Annotated in this window: 14 protein-coding genes; 9 read left to right on the forward strand and 5 right to left on the reverse strand. The window is 63.4% G+C overall.

Translation table 11 applies throughout. From position 1 onward, the window contains the following. The first annotated feature begins 3 nt into the window (after positions 1–3). The 3 genes from OHD62_RS23215 to OHD62_RS23225 are packed head-to-tail and all read left to right on the forward strand — an operon-like array spanning position 4 to position 3,794. A complete protein-coding gene (locus OHD62_RS23215; RefSeq protein WP_263787503.1) occupies positions 4–1,089 on the forward strand; it encodes a branched-chain amino acid ABC transporter permease in 1,086 nt (361 codons plus the stop codon). A 10-nt stretch (positions 1,090–1,099) separates the two neighbouring features. After that, complete coding sequence (locus OHD62_RS23220; protein ID WP_263787505.1) at positions 1,100–2,683, forward strand: GMC family oxidoreductase; 1,584 nt, start codon at positions 1,100–1,102, stop codon at positions 2,681–2,683. Positions 2,684–2,693: 10 nt separating this feature from the next. Then, the gene (locus OHD62_RS23225; RefSeq protein ID WP_263787507.1) at positions 2,694–3,794 is read left to right on the forward strand and encodes a class II histone deacetylase; all 1,101 of its coding nucleotides are present in this window, start codon (positions 2,694–2,696) and stop codon (positions 3,792–3,794) included. Between the two features lie 34 nt (positions 3,795–3,828). Here the strand turns inward: OHD62_RS23225 and OHD62_RS23230 are convergent, their stop codons facing one another. The 3 genes from OHD62_RS23230 to OHD62_RS23245 form a co-directional block, all read right to left on the reverse strand. Further along, positions 3,829–4,836: an aldo/keto reductase gene (locus OHD62_RS23230; RefSeq protein WP_263787509.1), complete on the reverse strand. Its 1,008-nt coding sequence runs from the start codon at positions 4,834–4,836 to the stop codon at positions 3,829–3,831. Positions 4,837–4,915: 79 nt separating this feature from the next. Continuing rightward, positions 4,916–5,854, reverse strand: coding sequence for a 2-hydroxyacid dehydrogenase (locus tag OHD62_RS23235; protein ID WP_263787511.1), 939 nt, complete (start codon positions 5,852–5,854; stop codon positions 4,916–4,918). 344 nt (positions 5,855–6,198) lie between these two features. After that, positions 6,199–7,296 carry an acyltransferase family protein gene (locus OHD62_RS23245; protein WP_263787513.1) on the reverse strand — a complete coding sequence of 366 codons (1,098 nt, stop codon included), beginning with the start codon at positions 7,294–7,296 and terminating at the stop codon, positions 6,199–6,201. Between the two features lie 270 nt (positions 7,297–7,566). On the opposite strand from OHD62_RS23245, the gene OHD62_RS23250 reads away from it, so the two are divergent. From OHD62_RS23250 to OHD62_RS23275, 6 genes are all read left to right on the forward strand, one after another. Continuing rightward, positions 7,567–7,791 (forward strand): hypothetical protein, encoded by a 225-nt coding sequence (locus tag OHD62_RS23250; RefSeq protein WP_263787515.1) that lies wholly within the window; start codon positions 7,567–7,569, stop codon positions 7,789–7,791. 102 nt (positions 7,792–7,893) lie between these two features. Continuing rightward, positions 7,894–10,380: a DNA ligase D gene (ligD, locus tag OHD62_RS23255; protein WP_263787517.1), complete on the forward strand. Its 2,487-nt coding sequence runs from the start codon at positions 7,894–7,896 to the stop codon at positions 10,378–10,380. Between the two features lie 93 nt (positions 10,381–10,473). Next, a complete protein-coding gene (locus OHD62_RS23260) occupies positions 10,474–11,385 on the forward strand; it encodes a Ku protein (RefSeq protein WP_263787520.1) in 912 nt (303 codons plus the stop codon). Beyond that, a complete protein-coding gene (locus OHD62_RS23265; protein ID WP_412177413.1) occupies positions 11,382–12,485 on the forward strand; it encodes a tetratricopeptide repeat protein in 1,104 nt (367 codons plus the stop codon). The genes OHD62_RS23260 and OHD62_RS23265 overlap by 4 nt, the downstream gene beginning before the upstream one ends. A gap of 232 nt (positions 12,486–12,717) precedes the next feature. Beyond that, positions 12,718–13,362, forward strand: coding sequence for an alpha/beta family hydrolase (locus OHD62_RS23270; RefSeq protein ID WP_263787522.1), 645 nt, complete (start codon positions 12,718–12,720; stop codon positions 13,360–13,362). Between the two features lie 174 nt (positions 13,363–13,536). After that, positions 13,537–14,307, forward strand: a complete 771-nt coding sequence (locus OHD62_RS23275) for an exodeoxyribonuclease III (RefSeq protein WP_263787524.1) — start codon at positions 13,537–13,539, stop codon at positions 14,305–14,307. A 125-nt stretch (positions 14,308–14,432) separates the two neighbouring features. On the opposite strand, the gene OHD62_RS23280 is transcribed toward OHD62_RS23275, so the two are convergent. Then, entirely contained in the window at positions 14,433–15,131 is a 699-nt protein-coding gene (locus tag OHD62_RS23280; protein ID WP_263787526.1) for an RES family NAD+ phosphorylase, read from the reverse strand. Further along, positions 15,125–15,538, reverse strand: coding sequence for an MbcA/ParS/Xre antitoxin family protein (locus OHD62_RS23285; RefSeq protein ID WP_263787528.1), 414 nt, complete (start codon positions 15,536–15,538; stop codon positions 15,125–15,127). The genes OHD62_RS23280 and OHD62_RS23285 overlap by 7 nt, the downstream gene beginning before the upstream one ends. Between the last annotated feature and the right edge of the window lie 90 nt (positions 15,539–15,628).

Consider the following 15,628-nt stretch of genomic DNA (forward strand, 5'->3'; position numbering starts at 1 on the left):
ATCATGACAGAGACAAGGCCCGCGTCGCGTTCCTCCATGTCCCCCTCAGCCAAGACCGATCTTGCCATCAGCCTGGTGCTGATCGCAGCGGCGATCGCGCTGCCGTTCATGGTCGACAGCCGCTACATCCTCGGTCAGATCGTGCTGGCGCTGTTCTATGCAACGATCGCCTCGCAGTGGAACCTCCTGTTTGGCTTCTCCGGCATCTTCTCGCTGGCGCAGATGGCGATCTTCGCCTTCGGCGGCTATGCGACGGCGATGCTCTGCTTCTATTTCGGCTGGAACGTATGGGCCGCCCTTGTGCCCGGCGCGCTGGGCGCCGTGCTGTTCTCGCTGGTCGTCGGCCTCGCCTGCTTGCGCCTGACCGGCGTCTATGTGGCGCTGCTGACGCTGGCGATCGCCCAGACGATGTATCTGCTGATCGTCACCGACACCGAATGCTTCGTCATGGTCGGCTCCGTCTGCCGCCAGTTCACCGGCGGCGCCGTCGGCTTTGCCCGCTTCGGCGATCTCGGCACCCGGGCCTTGCTCAGGGCGCAGTGGCTGGTCGGCAATTACGCCATCATCGCGGTGCTGTTCGCGGTCACCATGGTCTTCACCTACGCGATCGTCAAAAGCCCGATCGGCCTCGCCTTCCGGGCGCTGAAGGACAATCCGGGCTATGCGGTGGCGCGGGGCGTCAACCGCTTCCAGGCGCAGCTTCTGGTCTTCGGCATCTCCGCCTTCTTCACCGGGCTGGCCGGCGGTTTCTATGCCGCGCATTTCCAGGCGATCGGCCCCGGCGTGCTGTCGATGTCGCAACTGATGTTCATCATCGCCATCGTCGTGGTCGGCGGCGTCGGCACGTTCTGGGGACCTCTGGTCGGGACGGTGGTGCTGGTCCTGGCCGACGAACTGATGCGCGAGAGCGGCGAGTTCCGCACGCTCGGGCTCGGCCTGATCATCGCGCTGTCGGTGGTGCTGATGCCGAAGGGGCTGGTCGGCCGCTTTGGCGATCTCGTCCACTGGCTGGCGCGCCGTCGAGCCAGCCCGGACAGCAAGACAGCAGTGAGCAACATTGTGCAAAGCCCGGCCCCTGCCGGAAAGTGAGAGACTGACGATGTTCGATACGATCATAGTGGGTGCCGGCTCGGCCGGTTGCGTGCTGGCCAACCGGCTCAGCGCCGATCCGGCCCGCAAGGTGCTGTTGCTGGAGGCGGGGCGCGAGGCGCCGCTCGCCTCGGACGTGCCCTCGGACTGGCCGACCATGTTCAACACAGCCGTCGACTGGGGCTATTACACCGAGCCGCAGGCCGGCTGCCGCGGCAGGCGGGTGTTCTGGCCGCGCGGCAAGATGATCGGCGGCTCCGGCGCGTTGAACGCCATGATCTATATTCGCGGCCTGCCGTCCGACTATGATGGCTGGGCCGCGATGGGCTGCCCCGGCTGGGCGTGGGCCGACGTGCTGCCGGTGTTCAAGGCCTGCGAAAGCAATGCCGAACTCGGCAACGATCCGCTGCACGGTGCCAACGGGCCGCTGCATATCGGCAATGTCGGGCATGTCGATCCCAACGAGCTTGCCTGGATCGAGGCCTGCAAGGCCGCTGGCTTCAAGCAGAACCGCGATTTCAACGGCGTCGAGCAGGAGGGCGTCGGCCTCTTCCAGTTCACCATCAAGAATGGCGAGCGTTGGGGCACCGGCAAGGCCTATCTGCGCCCGGCGCGGGAACGTCCCAACCTGACTGTGAAAACCGGGGTGCTGGCGACTGGCCTGATCGTCGAGAAGGGCAGGGCGAGGGGTATCCGCTATCTGGTCAATGGCGTGCCGGAGACCGCTTTCGCCGACAGCGAGGTGGTGCTGTCCTCGGGCTCGATCGGCAGCTGCCAACTGATGCTGCTTTCCGGCATTGGGCCGGCCGACGAGCTCGCCCAGGCCGGCGTTGCCCCCGTGCATGACCTGCCGGGCGTCGGCAAGGATCTGCAGGACCACATCAACATTCCGATCACCTTCTATACGAAGGACAAGATCGGCGTCGGCGCCTGGACCGACGAGACGCTGCAGCGCGACTTCCTGGAATGGGAGACATCGCGCAGCGGTCCGCGCTCCTCGCCCTGGGTGGCGGCGGGCGGCTTCGTCAAGAGTCGGCCCGATGTCGAACCGGATTTGCAGCTTTACGGCGCCATCAGCCCGCATCGCGATTATGTGCGGTTCCTGTCGTCGAAGCCCGGCATCACGCTGCACACCACGCTGCAGCGGCCGGACAGCCGCGGCGAGATCCGGCTGCGCTCGGCCAATCCGGTCGAGTATCCGGCGATCGATCCGCGTTACTTCATCAGCGACGAGGACGGCTCCGACATCGCGACGCTGGTCGAAGGCATCCGCATCAGCCGCCGGATCGCGGCGCAGTCGCCGCTTGCCGAAATGCTGGTCGGCGAAATCACGCCAAGCGCCGAATGCGAGAGCGACGCCGAGATCGCGCAGTATATTCGCGGCCACTGCACGACGCTCTATCACCCGACCAGCACCTGCCGCATGGGTACCGATGCGATGGCCGTCGTCGATCCTTCGTCGATGAAGGTGCATGGGCTGGACGGGCTTTGCATCGCCGACGCCTCGGTCTTTCCAAAGATGGTCTCGGGCAACACCAACGCGCCGACGATCATGATCGCCGAACGTGCCGCCTCGATGATCCTGGCGGGCTAGGAAACAACAGATGACGACGGGCTGGAATTTCCACGAACTCTATCTCTGGCACGAAACCGGCAACGCCGCGCAGTTCTTTCAGCCGAGCCTGACCATCGAGCCGGGCGAGCATGCCGAAAATGCTGCGACCAAGCGCCGGTTCCGCAACCTGATGGAGGTTTCGGGCCTCACCGACAAACTGGCGAAGATCGCCTCCGTTGCGGTGAGCGAGGACGATCTCGCCCTGTTCCACGACCGCGACTATGTCAGCCGCATCAAGACGCTCAGCGACGGGCGTGGTGGCGATGCGAGCTATCTGACGCCCTTTGGCCATGGCAGTTATGAGATTGCCTGTCTTGCCGCCGGCGGCACCGCGGCGGTGATGGACGCGGTGCTGAGCGGCGATGTCGGCAATGGCTACGCGCTGGTGCGGCCGCCCGGCCATCATGCCGAGCGCGCACAAGGCATGGGCTTTTGCCTGTTCGGCAACGTTCCGGTCGCCATCCTGAAGAACCGGGCCAAGCATGGCTTCGAGCGCGTCGCCACCGTCGACTGGGACGTCCATCACGGCAATGGCACCCAGTCCGCCTTCTATGGCGACTCGTCCGTGCTGACGATCTCGATCCACCAGGATGGGCTCTATCCGCATGACAGCGGTTTCCACAAGGAGCGCGGCGAGGGCAGGGGCGAAGGCTACAACATCAATGTGCCGCTGCCGGCCGGATGCGGCCACGGCGCCTATATGTCGGTGTTCGAACGCATCGTGCTGCCGGCGCTTTATCGCTACAAGCCCGATCTCATCGTCGTGCCGTCCGGCTTCGATGCCTCGGCGGCCGATCCGCTGGGGCGCATGATGCTGCACAGCGGCAGCTACCGCAAGATGACGCGCATGCTGATGCAGGCGGCGGACGACCTCTGCGGCGGACGCCTAATGATGTCGCATGAAGGCGGCTATTCGGCTGCCTACGTTCCCTATTGCGGCCTGGCGGTGATGGAGCAGCTGTCCGGTATCAGGACTGATATCGACGATCCGTTCCTGCCGGTCTTCGAAGGCTACGCCGGCCAGCCCCTGCAGCCGCACCAGGCGGATGCCATTGACAGGGCGGAAGAACTGTTGGGCGGCATCGAATAGCTTTGGCACCTCACCAGCCTCCCTTTGTGCCACCCTAGCGATCGATGATCGCCATGATGCGCTCGTTGTAGCGCTCGCCCGAGACCTTGCCCGGCGCCAGTGCCGCGTCGAGCGCCTGCATCGCGGCGGAGTCGAGCCTGATTGCCACGGCGGCGACGTTTTCCTCGAGATATTTTCGGCGCTTGGTGCCGGGGATCGGGACGATGTCGATGCCGAAACCGGAACCCTTGTGCAGCAGCCATGCCAGCGCGATCTGGCCCGGCCTGACACCCTTGGCCACAGCAATGTCGCGGACAACTCCGGCGGCCTGTACATTGGCGTCGTAGTTGGTGCCCTGGTAGCGCGGGTCGCCGCGCCGGAAATCACCTTCCGGATAATCCTCGGCGCGCTTGACGTCGCCGGTGAGGAAGCCCCGGCCAAGCGGCGAGAATGGCACCAGGCCGATGCCGAGTTCGGTAAGCAGCGGGATGATCCCCGGCTCCAGATTGCGTTCCCACAGCGAATACTCGCTCTGCACCACCGACAACGGGTGTACGCCATGCGCCCGGCGGATGTTGGCAGCACCCGCCTCCGACAGACCAAAGAAGCGCACCTTGCCCTCGGCTACCAGTTCGCCCACCGTCCCCGCGACATCCTCGATCGGCACCGCCGGATCGATGCGGTGCTGGTAGAGCAGGTCGATATGGTCGGTGGCGAGCCGACTGAGCGAACCGTCCACCGCCTTGCGGATGTGTTCGGGCCGACTGTCGCGGTCGGTGCCGACCTGCTTGCCGTTTTCGATGCGGAAGCCGAATTTGGTGGCGATGGTCACCTGGTCGCGCCGGCCCTTCAGCGCCCGGCCGAGCAGTTTCTCATTGGTGTAGGGGCCATAGACTTCCGCCGTGTCGAAAAAAGTGCAGCCGAGTTCGATAGCGCGGTGCAGCGTGGCGATCGATTCCGCTTCGTCGGCCGGGCCGTAGGACTGGCTCATGCCCATGCAGCCGAGGCCGATCACCGACACCTGCAGCCCCTGGCTGCCGAGTTTGCGTGTGCTCAAGGTCATTTGCAGTGCTCCAACTGGACGATGAACTATATTGGGCGCGCGCTCCGTTTGCACAGCCATTCGCGGTGTCGCTTTGGGATCAGGCTGCGGCCTTGACGGGGGTTAGCACGGGCTCCCCATCAAAGAAGGCGTCGAGGTTTGCACGCACCAGCGCCCCCATGCGGCTCAGGGCCACATCGGTAACGCCGGCAATGTGCGGCGATAGAAATAGGTTGGGAATGTCAGCCCAGTGCCCGGGTAAGGCCGGCTCATCCTGGTAGACGTCCAGCGCGGCGGCTCCGAGCGCACCGTGCGTGAGCGCATCGATCAGCGCACCCTCGTCGACCAGCGATCCTCGGGCGACATTGATGATGGCGCCTTGAGGGCCAAGCGCCTGCAGCACGCTTGCCGAAATCAGTCCGCGGTTGTCGTTCCTGGCGGGCGCGGCGACCACCAGCACATCACTTGCCTGTGCAAGCCCAAGAATGCTCGCTGCCTTCGGCCAAGGGGTGCCAGGCTTGTCATGTGGGCCCCACCACGAAGTCACCATGCGCAGCACATCCGCCCTATGAGCGATCGCACGTCCGATGCTGCCCAGTCCGACGATGCCGAGCCGGAGCCCCGCGACGGAACGCGTTATCATCTTCCGGCCTGATCGCCATGCGCCACTGCGAACCCAGCGATCGCCGGTGGAGATACTCCTGTAGATGTTCAGTATCTGCGCAATCGCAAAGTCGGCCACGTCCTCGTGGTTTATGTCCGGGGCATGCGTCACAATGATGCCGTGCTCTCGTGTCCAGTCCACATCTATTCCGTCATAGCCCGCGTTGAAGCAGGCTATCAGGGCAAGGTTCGGCAGGACCTGCAGCACGTTCGTATCAAACGGACGGCTTCCGTCGACGATCACGGCACGGGCGGAACACGAGCCAGCCTCCGAAATCGGAGAGGCAAGCTCGACGATTTGATATTTGGCTCCGAGCATGTCGCGCAGAAACGGCGCGAGATATGGGTGCGCCAGAGCCACCAACTTCTTTTCCATCACAGACTTGCCTCCGATTGGGGGATTTCCAAGCGTCGGCAAGTCTGGCTGGCTTTGACCGATCTGCGAATAATCTTGGAGCGCTAGCCGAAGGATACATCGGATGGATCAGGCCCATACCCATGGATTAGGCGCTGAACGCCAAAGGCAACGGTCGAGGAGACTTGGCGCCACATCGGCGCACTCTTCGCAACCATCGAACCCGCAGAGTGCTCCAACTGTCCCGCAAATGCAGGCTACGCTTCCGTCAAAACAGGAAACGCTCCAGGCGGTTCTCATCCCAAGGCGGAGGAACTGTTGTGACTCGCTATCCACCATGCGGATGCGGCTCACTTGCGCCCGATCTATGCCGGCCGGTGGAGCCGAAGTTTGCTTGCCATCATGTTCAGCGGGGGCAGCAACAGCGATATCAAAGGCTTGCGTACCGGCTTTTCGAAATAGAACGAGACCACGAAGGAGGCCGACAGGACCACCGCGAGGACGATTGCGAGGGCCGGCCATCGGCCGACCGTTGGCGACAGCGCGTTGAGCCCGAGCAGGCCGATATGCTGATGCAGGAGATAGAGCGGATAGGTCAGCCCGCCCAAGACGAGCACCAAAGGTGTCGGCGCGATGCGGTGACGCAAGAGGAGAGCAGCGCCAAAAAGGGCAAAAACGACGACATTTGCGATAATCAGCTTTGAGAACGTCAGTGAGAATCCGTAATTTTCCTGCATCCAGTCGGCCTCGATATGCAGGTACTTGAACGACAGCAGGAACGCCGCAACGAGCAGCACCAGCGCTTCGGTCGACGCACCTTTCGCGACCATGTGCTGGGCAAGGATTCCGGCGGCGAAGAATGGCGCATATTGCGTGGCGAACAGCATGTGCAGGGCCATGCTGTGGATGAACGTTTCGTTGATCACGGAAATCAGCAGCCACGTCGCCACGATTTGCAGCTTCCAGCGCGAGAAGATGCCGAAGAACAGGGCGATCGCGATCCAGCCATAGAAAATAATCTCGAACACGATCGACCAGTAGACACCGTCCATGAAGGGCTTGTTGAGAGCTGGAGCGACGATAATGAGATTGGCGACCCACGCCATCGGGTCATATGGAAGGTTCGGATCGCGGGCCAGGAATTGGATGATGAAGGTGACGGTCATACAGACAAGAAAGCCGGGGTAAAGCCGCGCGAACCTTGCCACGGCGAACTCCGTCCAGTTCCTGCCTTCGGCCGACCAGGCGATGACGAAACCGCTGATCAGAAAGAACAGACTGACGCCCATGTAGCCGTAGATCGCGAAAGGGGCGATTTCGGGGTAGCCGTTCACCTGCAGCGGTTCTGTGTGCGCTGCCCGGAAAAAGTAGTGGAAGCAGACGACAGCCAAAGCCGCGACCAGACGCAGCAGATCAAGCGAACCCATGCGCTCGGCTTTGCCGCTTGTTGATCCAGATGCCATTGAACAACCCCGCCCCAATTATCGACGCCTAGGCGCGTGCGAACCGCCAGGCAATTGAGTCCGACGGACTGCCCCGATAAGCCTGTTCGTGTTTCGCTCGGCAGATCGTCCCTTCAATTTGCCTTCAGCACATCATGCGTTTAGACCATGGGCATCCAGACGCAATTTTTGGCAGCTGCGAAAAATCGTCCGCAAATTGACTCAAACCCCGGTCTCGGTCATCCTTCTCCCACTCGCCCTGTTGTGTGGCGTCGAGCGCATGAGCAAGTCATGGCCAGTTCCGTCACTGCCCAAAAATCCAAGCGCGCTGCGGTGCGCCGGGCGCTCGACCGCCACAAGGTCTACATCACCGCGCAGCGTTTTTCCGCCGGCGCCTACAGCGCGCGGGTTCTGGTTGATGGCGAGGCCTACTGGGTCGACGAATTCCGGTTGGGCCAGCTTCAGCAGGGACTTTCGCCCGCTGAGCTCGAATTGACTCCAGCCACCGACGATTGAGCCGCGTGGGCGCGACACCTGCCTGCCGCATGCTGACAAAATGATTCAAGTGATGTGCATCAAGTCATTGTTTTTGCGCGGCATTCCGACTGGCGCGTGGGCATGACCACCTCGCCAAAACTCAAGGCCTATCGCGCCAAGCGCGAATTCAGCCGCACGCCGGAACCGGCAGGCGGGCTGCTCAGCGACGATGGCAACCGCTTCGTCGTCCACAAGCATCATGCCACAGCCGATCACTACGATCTGCGCCTGCAGGTCGGTGAAGTGCTGAAAAGCTGGGCGGTGCCGCGCGGCCCATCGCTCAACCCGGCGGACAAAAGGCTGGCGGTCGAGACCGAGGACCATCCGCTCGACTATATCGACTTCGAAGGCGTCATTCCCGAGGGCGAATATGGCGGCGGTCCGATGATCGTCTGGGACACCGGCACCTGGGCGCCTATGGACGATGTCGAAAAGAGCCTGCGCACCGGCGCCTTCAAGTTTCGCCTCGCCGGCGAGAAGCTGAATGGCGGCTGGATGCTGACGCGGCTGAAGCCGAAGCCAGGCGAGGATGAGGGCAAGAAGAACTGGCTGCTGTTCAAGGAGCGTGACCTCGCCGCCGATACCAAGCTCGACATCCTTGCTGCCCGGCCCGAGAGCGTCAAATCTGGCCAGCGCATCGAGGAGCTGGTGGCTCCGCCGAAGCCTGCCGCTAAACCTGCAAAGCCGGTTGTGCCGAAACCAGGCGCCTTGCCCGGCGCCGTCAAGGCGCCACCTCCCGCCCGCATCGAGCCGCAATTGGCCACACAGGTGCCGAAACCGCCGGGCGGCGACAATCCGGGGGAGCGCACAGGCGAAACCTGGCTGCACGAGATCAAGTTCGACGGCTACCGCACCATGGCGCATCTGGCCGACAAGGAGGTGCGACTGATCACCCGCGCCGGCCTCGACTGGACGAAGCGCTATGGAGATCTGCCGCACGCCTTCGCCAGACTGCCGTGCCGCGAGGCGGTTATCGACGGCGAGGTCGTCGCGCTCGACGCCAAAGGCATCAGCCGCTTCGCACTGCTGCAGGATGCGCTGGCCGAAGGCGCCGGCAACAAGCTGCACTTCTACGCCTTCGATCTTTTGTATCTCGATGGCTGGGACCTCACCAAGGCGCCGCTCATCAGGCGCAAGGCGCTGCTGTCGCAACTGCTGTCCGGCCTTGGCGCCAACTCCGCGATCCAATTCTCCGACCATGTCGAGGGCGACGGGCAGGGGCTTTATGTCAGGGCCTCCGAACTCGGTCTGGAAGGCGTCGTCTCAAAACGCGCCACCGCGACCTATCAGAGCGGCCGCACCAAGAGCTGGACCAAGACCAAGGCGTTGCAGTCGGGCGACTTCGTCATCGCCGGCTACACCACATCGGACGCCGCCGAGGGGCTGGCGGCACTTGGCATGGCGGAATTCGGGGACGGCGAATTGCACTATCGCGGCAAGGTCGGCACCGGCTTCGATGCCGGGATGGCCAGCGAATTGCTGGCCCGGCTGGAACCGTTGCGCGAAGGCGCCACCGCACCCGAAGGCGTGCCGCGCGAGATCATGCGCGAGATGAACTGGGTGCGGCCGCTACTGTCGGCGCGCATCCACTACGCCAACCGCACCTCGGACAATGCACTGCGTCACGGCGTGTTCCGCGGCCTAAGGGATGTCGGCCTGTCGACGCCGGTCGCGGCGAAACGCAAACGGCTGATTGCCGAGGCCGACCTTGCGACGATCTGGGTGACCAACCCGACGCGGCGGCTGTTCGGCAAGACCGGGCCGACCAAGCTCGATATCGCCGTCTACTACGCGCTGGTCGGCGATTTCATGCTGCCGCATATTCTCGGCCGTCCGGTATCTCTGGTGCGCTGTCCGACCGGCAAGCCGCAGGATTGTTTCTTCCAGCGCCATGCCTTCACCGGCATGCCACCTTCGGTCGTCACCTTCGAGGCGACCAATTCAGAGGGTGAGACAAAATCCTATCTGTCGGTCGAGGGTGCCAAGGGCTATCTGGCGCTGGCGCAGTTCGGCGTCGTCGAATTCCACACCTGGGGCACCCATCGGACAAAACTGGACAAGCCCGACCTGATCGTCTTCGACCTCGATCCGGGCGAGGGAATTGCGTGGCGCGAGGTGGTGGAGGCCGCGGTGCACATCAGGGGTGAACTGGAAGGTCTTGGGCTGATGCCGTTCGCCAAGACCTCCGGCGGCAGCGGCATCCACATCACCGTGCCGGTGACGCAAAAGCAGAACTGGAAGAAACTGCATCAGGCATCCAGCGCCATCTCCACGCATCTGACTGCCACAGCACCCGACACCTTCACCACCACCATGGGCAAGGACAACCGCAAGCGGCGCATCTTCATCGACTATCACCGCAATGCGCGCGGCCACACGTCGGCCGCACCCTATTCGCTGCGCGCCCGCACAAACTTGCCGGCCTCGACGCCGGTGAGCTGGTCCGACCTGGAATCCATCGACGCTCCGCAGGATTTGAATTATTCTTCGCTGCCGGGCCTTCTGGCTACCTCCGGCGACCCCTGGGCCGACATGGAAGATTTCGCTAGGGATTTGCCGGTATTGTGAGGGCTCGATGTAGGATTTCGGCGTCTTCGTTCGTCCTTCGGACGAACAGCGCTGCATCAGTTCGACAGCGCACGGCCGCGTAGGAGAGAATTCATGGCGCCCAGGGCAAGTTGGAAAGGTTATCTCAAGCTCAGCCTCGTCAGCTGTCCGGTCCGGCTCTATCCGGCGACGAGTGCCAGCGAACGCATCAGCTTCAACCAGCTGCACAAGAAGACGCACAACCGCATCAACATGAAGCCGGTCGATCCCGAGCTCGGGCTGGTCGAGCGCTCGGACCTGGTCAAGGGCTACGAATACGAGGACAAGCAGTACATCATCATCGACGATACCGATCTCGACGCGGTGCGCATCGAATCCAACCATACGATGAACATCGAGGCCTTTGTCGACGAGGGCGAGGTCGACGTCATCTATCAGGACGCGCCTTACTATCTGGCGCCGGATGGCGCGATGGCCGAGGAAACCTTCGCCGTGCTGCGCGAAGCCATGCGCAAATCCGGCAAGCTGGCGATCGCAAGGCTGGTGCTGTCCAGCCGCGAACGCGTGGTGACCATTGGCGCGCGCGAGAACGGCATGTTCGTGTGCACGTTGAGGAACCCGAACGAAGTGCGCGGCACGGCTGAATATTTCGGCAACATCCCGGCCGGCAAGCCCGACCCGGAAATGCTGCAACTGGCCGAAGCGCTGATCAAGCAGAAGGAAACCACCTTCGATCCGAAGAATTACGAAGACCGCTACGAAATCGCGCTGATGGCGATGATCCGCGAGAAGCTGAAGGGCCACAAGCCGATCATCGCGGCGGCGCCCGAGCGCGGCAATGTCATCAACCTGATGGATGCGCTGAAGGCGAGCCTGTCGCAATCGGCCAAGCCGCCGGCCAAGTCGAAGAGCAAGGCCGATGAGGCGGCTAAGCCCGCAGCCAAGAAGGCGGCAGCGGGCGGCGCTGCCAAGGAAAACCCGTTGAAGGCCAATTTGCTGAAGGCCGTCGGCAAGAGCAAGGCGTGACGGCCCCCGCCGGCGGCATCCCCGGCGCCATGTTCGGCGTCGTCGGCGCGCTGGCGGCGTTTCCGCTACGGCTGGCTGCGCGTGAGGTCGCGCGCCAGCAGGGCCAGTTGCGGCGCGGCGTCACCAGACGCACCAGCCATGTCGTGTTCGGCCGCATGTATCTCGCCAAGGCAAATGATGCCGAGATCGAGCGCCGGGTCGCCGCCGAACGCGCCGCCGGACACAAGCTTCTCAGCGAAAACGGATTTCTGCGCCTGCTCGGGCTGTTGAAGGCGCCGGAGGCGTCGGCCCTGTCGCGCCAGTCGCTCATCGACCAGTCGCGGCTTGCCGCCGCTGCTCTCGACCTTCTGTCGCTCTTCGATGCGTTTGAGCATGACAGCGAACCCTATTCCTTCCGCGACCTGATCCTGGCGCACAAATATGCCGGGCTGGTGGCTGGCGGTGCCTCATGGGGCGCGATCGCACGCTCGGTGCATCGCTCCGGCCCGGTCGCCTCGCTCACCGCCAAGTCGCTCGCCGTCGGTTCCCAGTATGGCCGTAATGATGCGATCTATCTCGACGGTGGCGAGAGCGAGATCGACGGTCAGCTTCTGTTCGATCTCGGCTCTCCGGACGACGACACGCTGGAGGAGTTGTTCGCCGAGGCGGAAGCCGCGGAGGAGGAGGACCGGCACGACGAGGCGGCCGCTCTTTACCAGCGCTGCCTTTCCATCGATCCGTCCGATGCCATCGCCGCCTTCAACCGCGCCAACTGCCTGCGCGGCGCCGGCCACGTGAATGAGGCTGCGCATGACTATGCCCGCGCCATAAAACTCGATCCGGGTTTCGTCGAAGCCTGGTTCAACCTCGCCGGATTGATGAGCGATGAGGGCCGCGTGGCCTCGGCGCGCCGGCATTTGCAGAAGGCGATTGCGCTCGACAAGGCCTATGCCGATCCGGTGTTCAATCTCGCCCGGCTGGAGTTCGACGCCGGTAATCTGGGCGAAGCCCGCCGGCTTTGGGTGCGGTATCTTGAGCTCGATGCGGAGTCGGAATGGGCACGGATGGCGGCCAAGGGGATACAGTTTGTCGATTTGCACTTTTCGCGGTCGGCGGGGTGATGATGATTGGCGAAGGCCGAGATGACAGCCAATCTCCCCCCTTGTGGGGGAGATGTCCGGCAGGACAGAGGGGGGCGCTGTCCCGCCGAGGCGAGGACCAATTTCGAAGTGTTTGTCCCCTCGAAAGATCGATCGAAGGTCGGCATTCCTTCGCGCCCCCCTCTGCCCTGCCGGGCATCTCCCCCACAAGGGGGGAGATCAGCAGCGTCGCCGTCGCGCGGGACACTGCCCCATGACCCACTTCCTCTTCGACGGTCCCGAAACCGCCGCCACCGCCATCCTGCTCGCCCACGGGGCCGGGGCACCGATGGACTCGGCCTCGATGGCCGCCACGGCCAAGGCGCTCGCCACTGCGGGCTTCCGTGTCGCGCGTTTCGAATTCCACTATATGGCAGCGCGCCGCTACGGCCACCGTAAGCCGCCGCCGCGCGCCGAGACGGTGAACCCGGAATACATCAAGGCGATCGGCGACCTCAGGGCGAAGGGCGTGACCGGTCCACTGGTTATCGGCGGCAAGTCGATGGGCGGGCGTGTCGCCTCGATGATCGCCGACGAGATGTTCTCCAAGGGCGAAATCGCAGGCCTTCTCTGTTTGGGCTATCCGTTCCATCCGCCGGCCAAGCCGACGCAGTTGCGGACAAAGCATCTCGCCGATCTCAAGACGCCGACCCTTATCTTCCAGGGCACGCGTGACGAGTTCGGCACAAAGGAAGAGGTCGCGACCTACGCGCTCTCCGACAAGATCGAAGTGATCTGGCTGGAAGACGGCGATCACGATTTGAAGCCGCGAAAAGCCATCTCGGGCTTTTCCGTCGCCGATCACCTGAAGACGCTGGCGGAGAGGGTGAAGGCGTGGACAACGGCTTCGTCATCCTAGGGCGGAGCAAGGAGCGAAGCGACGCGGCGCAGACCCTAGGATCCATGCCGTGACTTCTGAGAGCTGCAACGGTCAAGAATTCTGCCCTGCCGAGTTCCACGGCAGAGGGCACGGCATGGATCCTCGGGTCAAGCCCGAGGATGACGAAGCGAGGGGCGCCTTCGGCATCAGAAAATGAAACTCGCCACCTTCAACGTCAACAACATCAACAGCCGGCTGCAAAACCTGCTGGCCTGGCTGGCTGTGGCCAAACCCGATGTCGTCTGCCTGCAGGAGCTCAAGGCGAGGGACATGCAGTTTCCGCGCACCGCGCTCGCGGATGCCGGCTATGGCGCGGTGTGGAAGGGCGAGCCGACCTGGAACGGCGTTGCCATTCTCGCGCGCGGTTCGGAACCCGTGCTGACCCGTGATGTCTTACCCGGCGACGACACCGACAAGCAAAGCCGTTACATCGAGGCGGCGGTCAACGGCATTGTCATCGCCTGTCTCTATGCGCCGAACGGCAACCCGCAGCCCGGCCCGAAGTTCCAGTATAAGCTGGCCTGGCACGACAGGCTGGAGGCGCATGCCGCCGAGCTGTTCGACACCGGCCTGCCGGTGGCGCTGGTCGGCGACTACAACATCGTGCCCGAGCCGCGCGACATCTACCCGACCCGCTCCTATGACGACAACGCGCTGGTGCAGCCGGAAAGCCGGGCTTCGTTCCAGCGTCTGCTCGACCAGGGCTGGCTCGATGCGCTGCGCAAGAAATACCCGAGGGAAACGCTCTACACATTCTGGGATTATCGCCGCAACCGCTGGCCGCGCGACGCCGGGCTGCGGCTGGATCACATACTGCTGTCGAAGAAACTGGCGCGCCGCCTCACCGCTGCCGGCATCGACCGCGACGTGCGCGGGCAGGACGGCGCCAGCGACCATGCGCCGGTGTGGGTGGAGTTGAAGTGAGCGAATAGCGAGTAGCGAATAGTGAGTAGCGAATAGTGAAATTGATGGTGAATGCCGAATAGTGAATGGGCGGCTGTCGAGGCTGCAATGAGTATTTCTATTCGCTATTCGCTATTCGCTCACTATCAACTGACACTCAGCACGCGGCCCGTATCGAGCTGGCGCACGAAATCCACGCCGGCGCCGTTCCAGTGATAGCTGTAGTGGCGCCCCTGGATGGGGATGGTGATCACGTCCGGCCAGAAGATGCCGATACAGCGTCCGCCGGATATGCGCACGCTGGCCCAGGTGAGACCGTCGCTTCCGGCCGCGCGGAGGCCACGTCCTTCCGCTTGGGAGGCGCTGTAGTCGTCCGGGTCCAGCACGCCGGGCACCGCGTCGACGTCATCGAGGTTCCGGTCGACGCTGCCGATCAGCACGCGGAAGTCTGCCGTCCAGCCCGGCTCCTCCTTCGTCGCGAGCATGAATTTCTGGTGGTGATGGATGGTCTCGGCGAGCGCGACCTCTTCGCTGTCGCCGGCATAGTAGATCCCGTAGCTGCCATCCGAGAAGCGGCCCGGCCGCAGGGTCGAGCAATGCACGAAGGGCGCCATCACCAGGCTCGCGCCTGGGCCGGAAACCCGTCTGGCGGCCGGAACCTTGCCGAGGTCGCCGATCTCGAGCCGGATGCGCGGATTGGTCTTTTCCTCGACGGCGGCAAGCGCCTCCCAGTCACGCGGATCGGCGATATCCTCGAAGAGATCGATCGGCGGGTAGATGGAACGGATAATGCGGAAGGTCTGCTGCCAGTGAACGTGGCGGCGAACCGCAAGTCCACTTACCATGCACCGCGTTCCGCATCGATCCATTCGCGCATCGCGGCAAGATCGGACATTTCCCCGCGCAGCATGAGATCAAGCGCCGATTGGCCGGCGAAAGCGGCGTTGGGCTTGCGGATCCAGGCATAGCCGCGCGACGGCTCGCTGAACAAATAGCGCAGGCCTTTGTGGATGCCCATCAGGTGCGCCATCCTCATCCTGAGATCGCGGTCGATCCTGCCGATGAGCCCTTCCTTCCAGCGGGCCCAGGTGCGGGGCGACATGCCGCCGAGAAGGATGCAGGCCTCGCCATCGGTAAGCGACCAGGCCTTGAACAAATTGACCGTGGTGCGCGCCAGGGCGCCGGCTTCTTCCTCGGTAATGGCGGCCGCTCCGGCCGCGGCCGGCGTGATGATAATAGGCTGAAGCTGCATCGCGTATCTCACTTTCTGGCAAATATATAGCATATGTTTGCCAATTGGCAAGGCTTGCCCCAGAGATCTCCGTGGTAAGCCAGACGAGGA

Origin of the sequence: Mesorhizobium sp. YC-39 (genome assembly GCF_025753795.1) — a bacterium.
In the GTDB taxonomy this organism is placed as follows: Bacteria; Pseudomonadota; Alphaproteobacteria; order Rhizobiales; family Rhizobiaceae; genus Mesorhizobium.

Coding starts and splice junctions, on each gene's coding strand:
- OHD62_RS23215 (WP_263787503.1), top strand. CDS start 4: ATGACAGAGACAAGGCCCGCGTCGCGTTCCTCCATGTCCCCCTCAGCC.
- OHD62_RS23220 (WP_263787505.1), top strand. CDS start 1,100: ATGTTCGATACGATCATAGTGGGTGCCGGCTCGGCCGGTTGCGTGCTG.
- OHD62_RS23225 (WP_263787507.1), top strand. CDS start 2,694: ATGACGACGGGCTGGAATTTCCACGAACTCTATCTCTGGCACGAAACC.
- OHD62_RS23230 (WP_263787509.1), bottom strand. CDS start 4,836: ATGACCTTGAGCACACGCAAACTCGGCAGCCAGGGGCTGCAGGTGTCG.
- OHD62_RS23235 (WP_263787511.1), bottom strand. CDS start 5,854: ATGGAAAAGAAGTTGGTGGCTCTGGCGCACCCATATCTCGCGCCGTTT.
- OHD62_RS23245 (WP_263787513.1), bottom strand. CDS start 7,296: ATGGCATCTGGATCAACAAGCGGCAAAGCCGAGCGCATGGGTTCGCTT.
- OHD62_RS23250 (WP_263787515.1), top strand. CDS start 7,567: ATGGCCAGTTCCGTCACTGCCCAAAAATCCAAGCGCGCTGCGGTGCGC.
- ligD (WP_263787517.1), top strand. CDS start 7,894: ATGACCACCTCGCCAAAACTCAAGGCCTATCGCGCCAAGCGCGAATTC.
- OHD62_RS23260 (WP_263787520.1), top strand. CDS start 10,474: ATGGCGCCCAGGGCAAGTTGGAAAGGTTATCTCAAGCTCAGCCTCGTC.
- OHD62_RS23270 (WP_263787522.1), top strand. CDS start 12,718: ATGACCCACTTCCTCTTCGACGGTCCCGAAACCGCCGCCACCGCCATC.
- OHD62_RS23275 (WP_263787524.1), top strand. CDS start 13,537: ATGAAACTCGCCACCTTCAACGTCAACAACATCAACAGCCGGCTGCAA.
- OHD62_RS23280 (WP_263787526.1), bottom strand. CDS start 15,131: ATGGTAAGTGGACTTGCGGTTCGCCGCCACGTTCACTGGCAGCAGACC.
- OHD62_RS23285 (WP_263787528.1), bottom strand. CDS start 15,538: ATGCAGCTTCAGCCTATTATCATCACGCCGGCCGCGGCCGGAGCGGCC.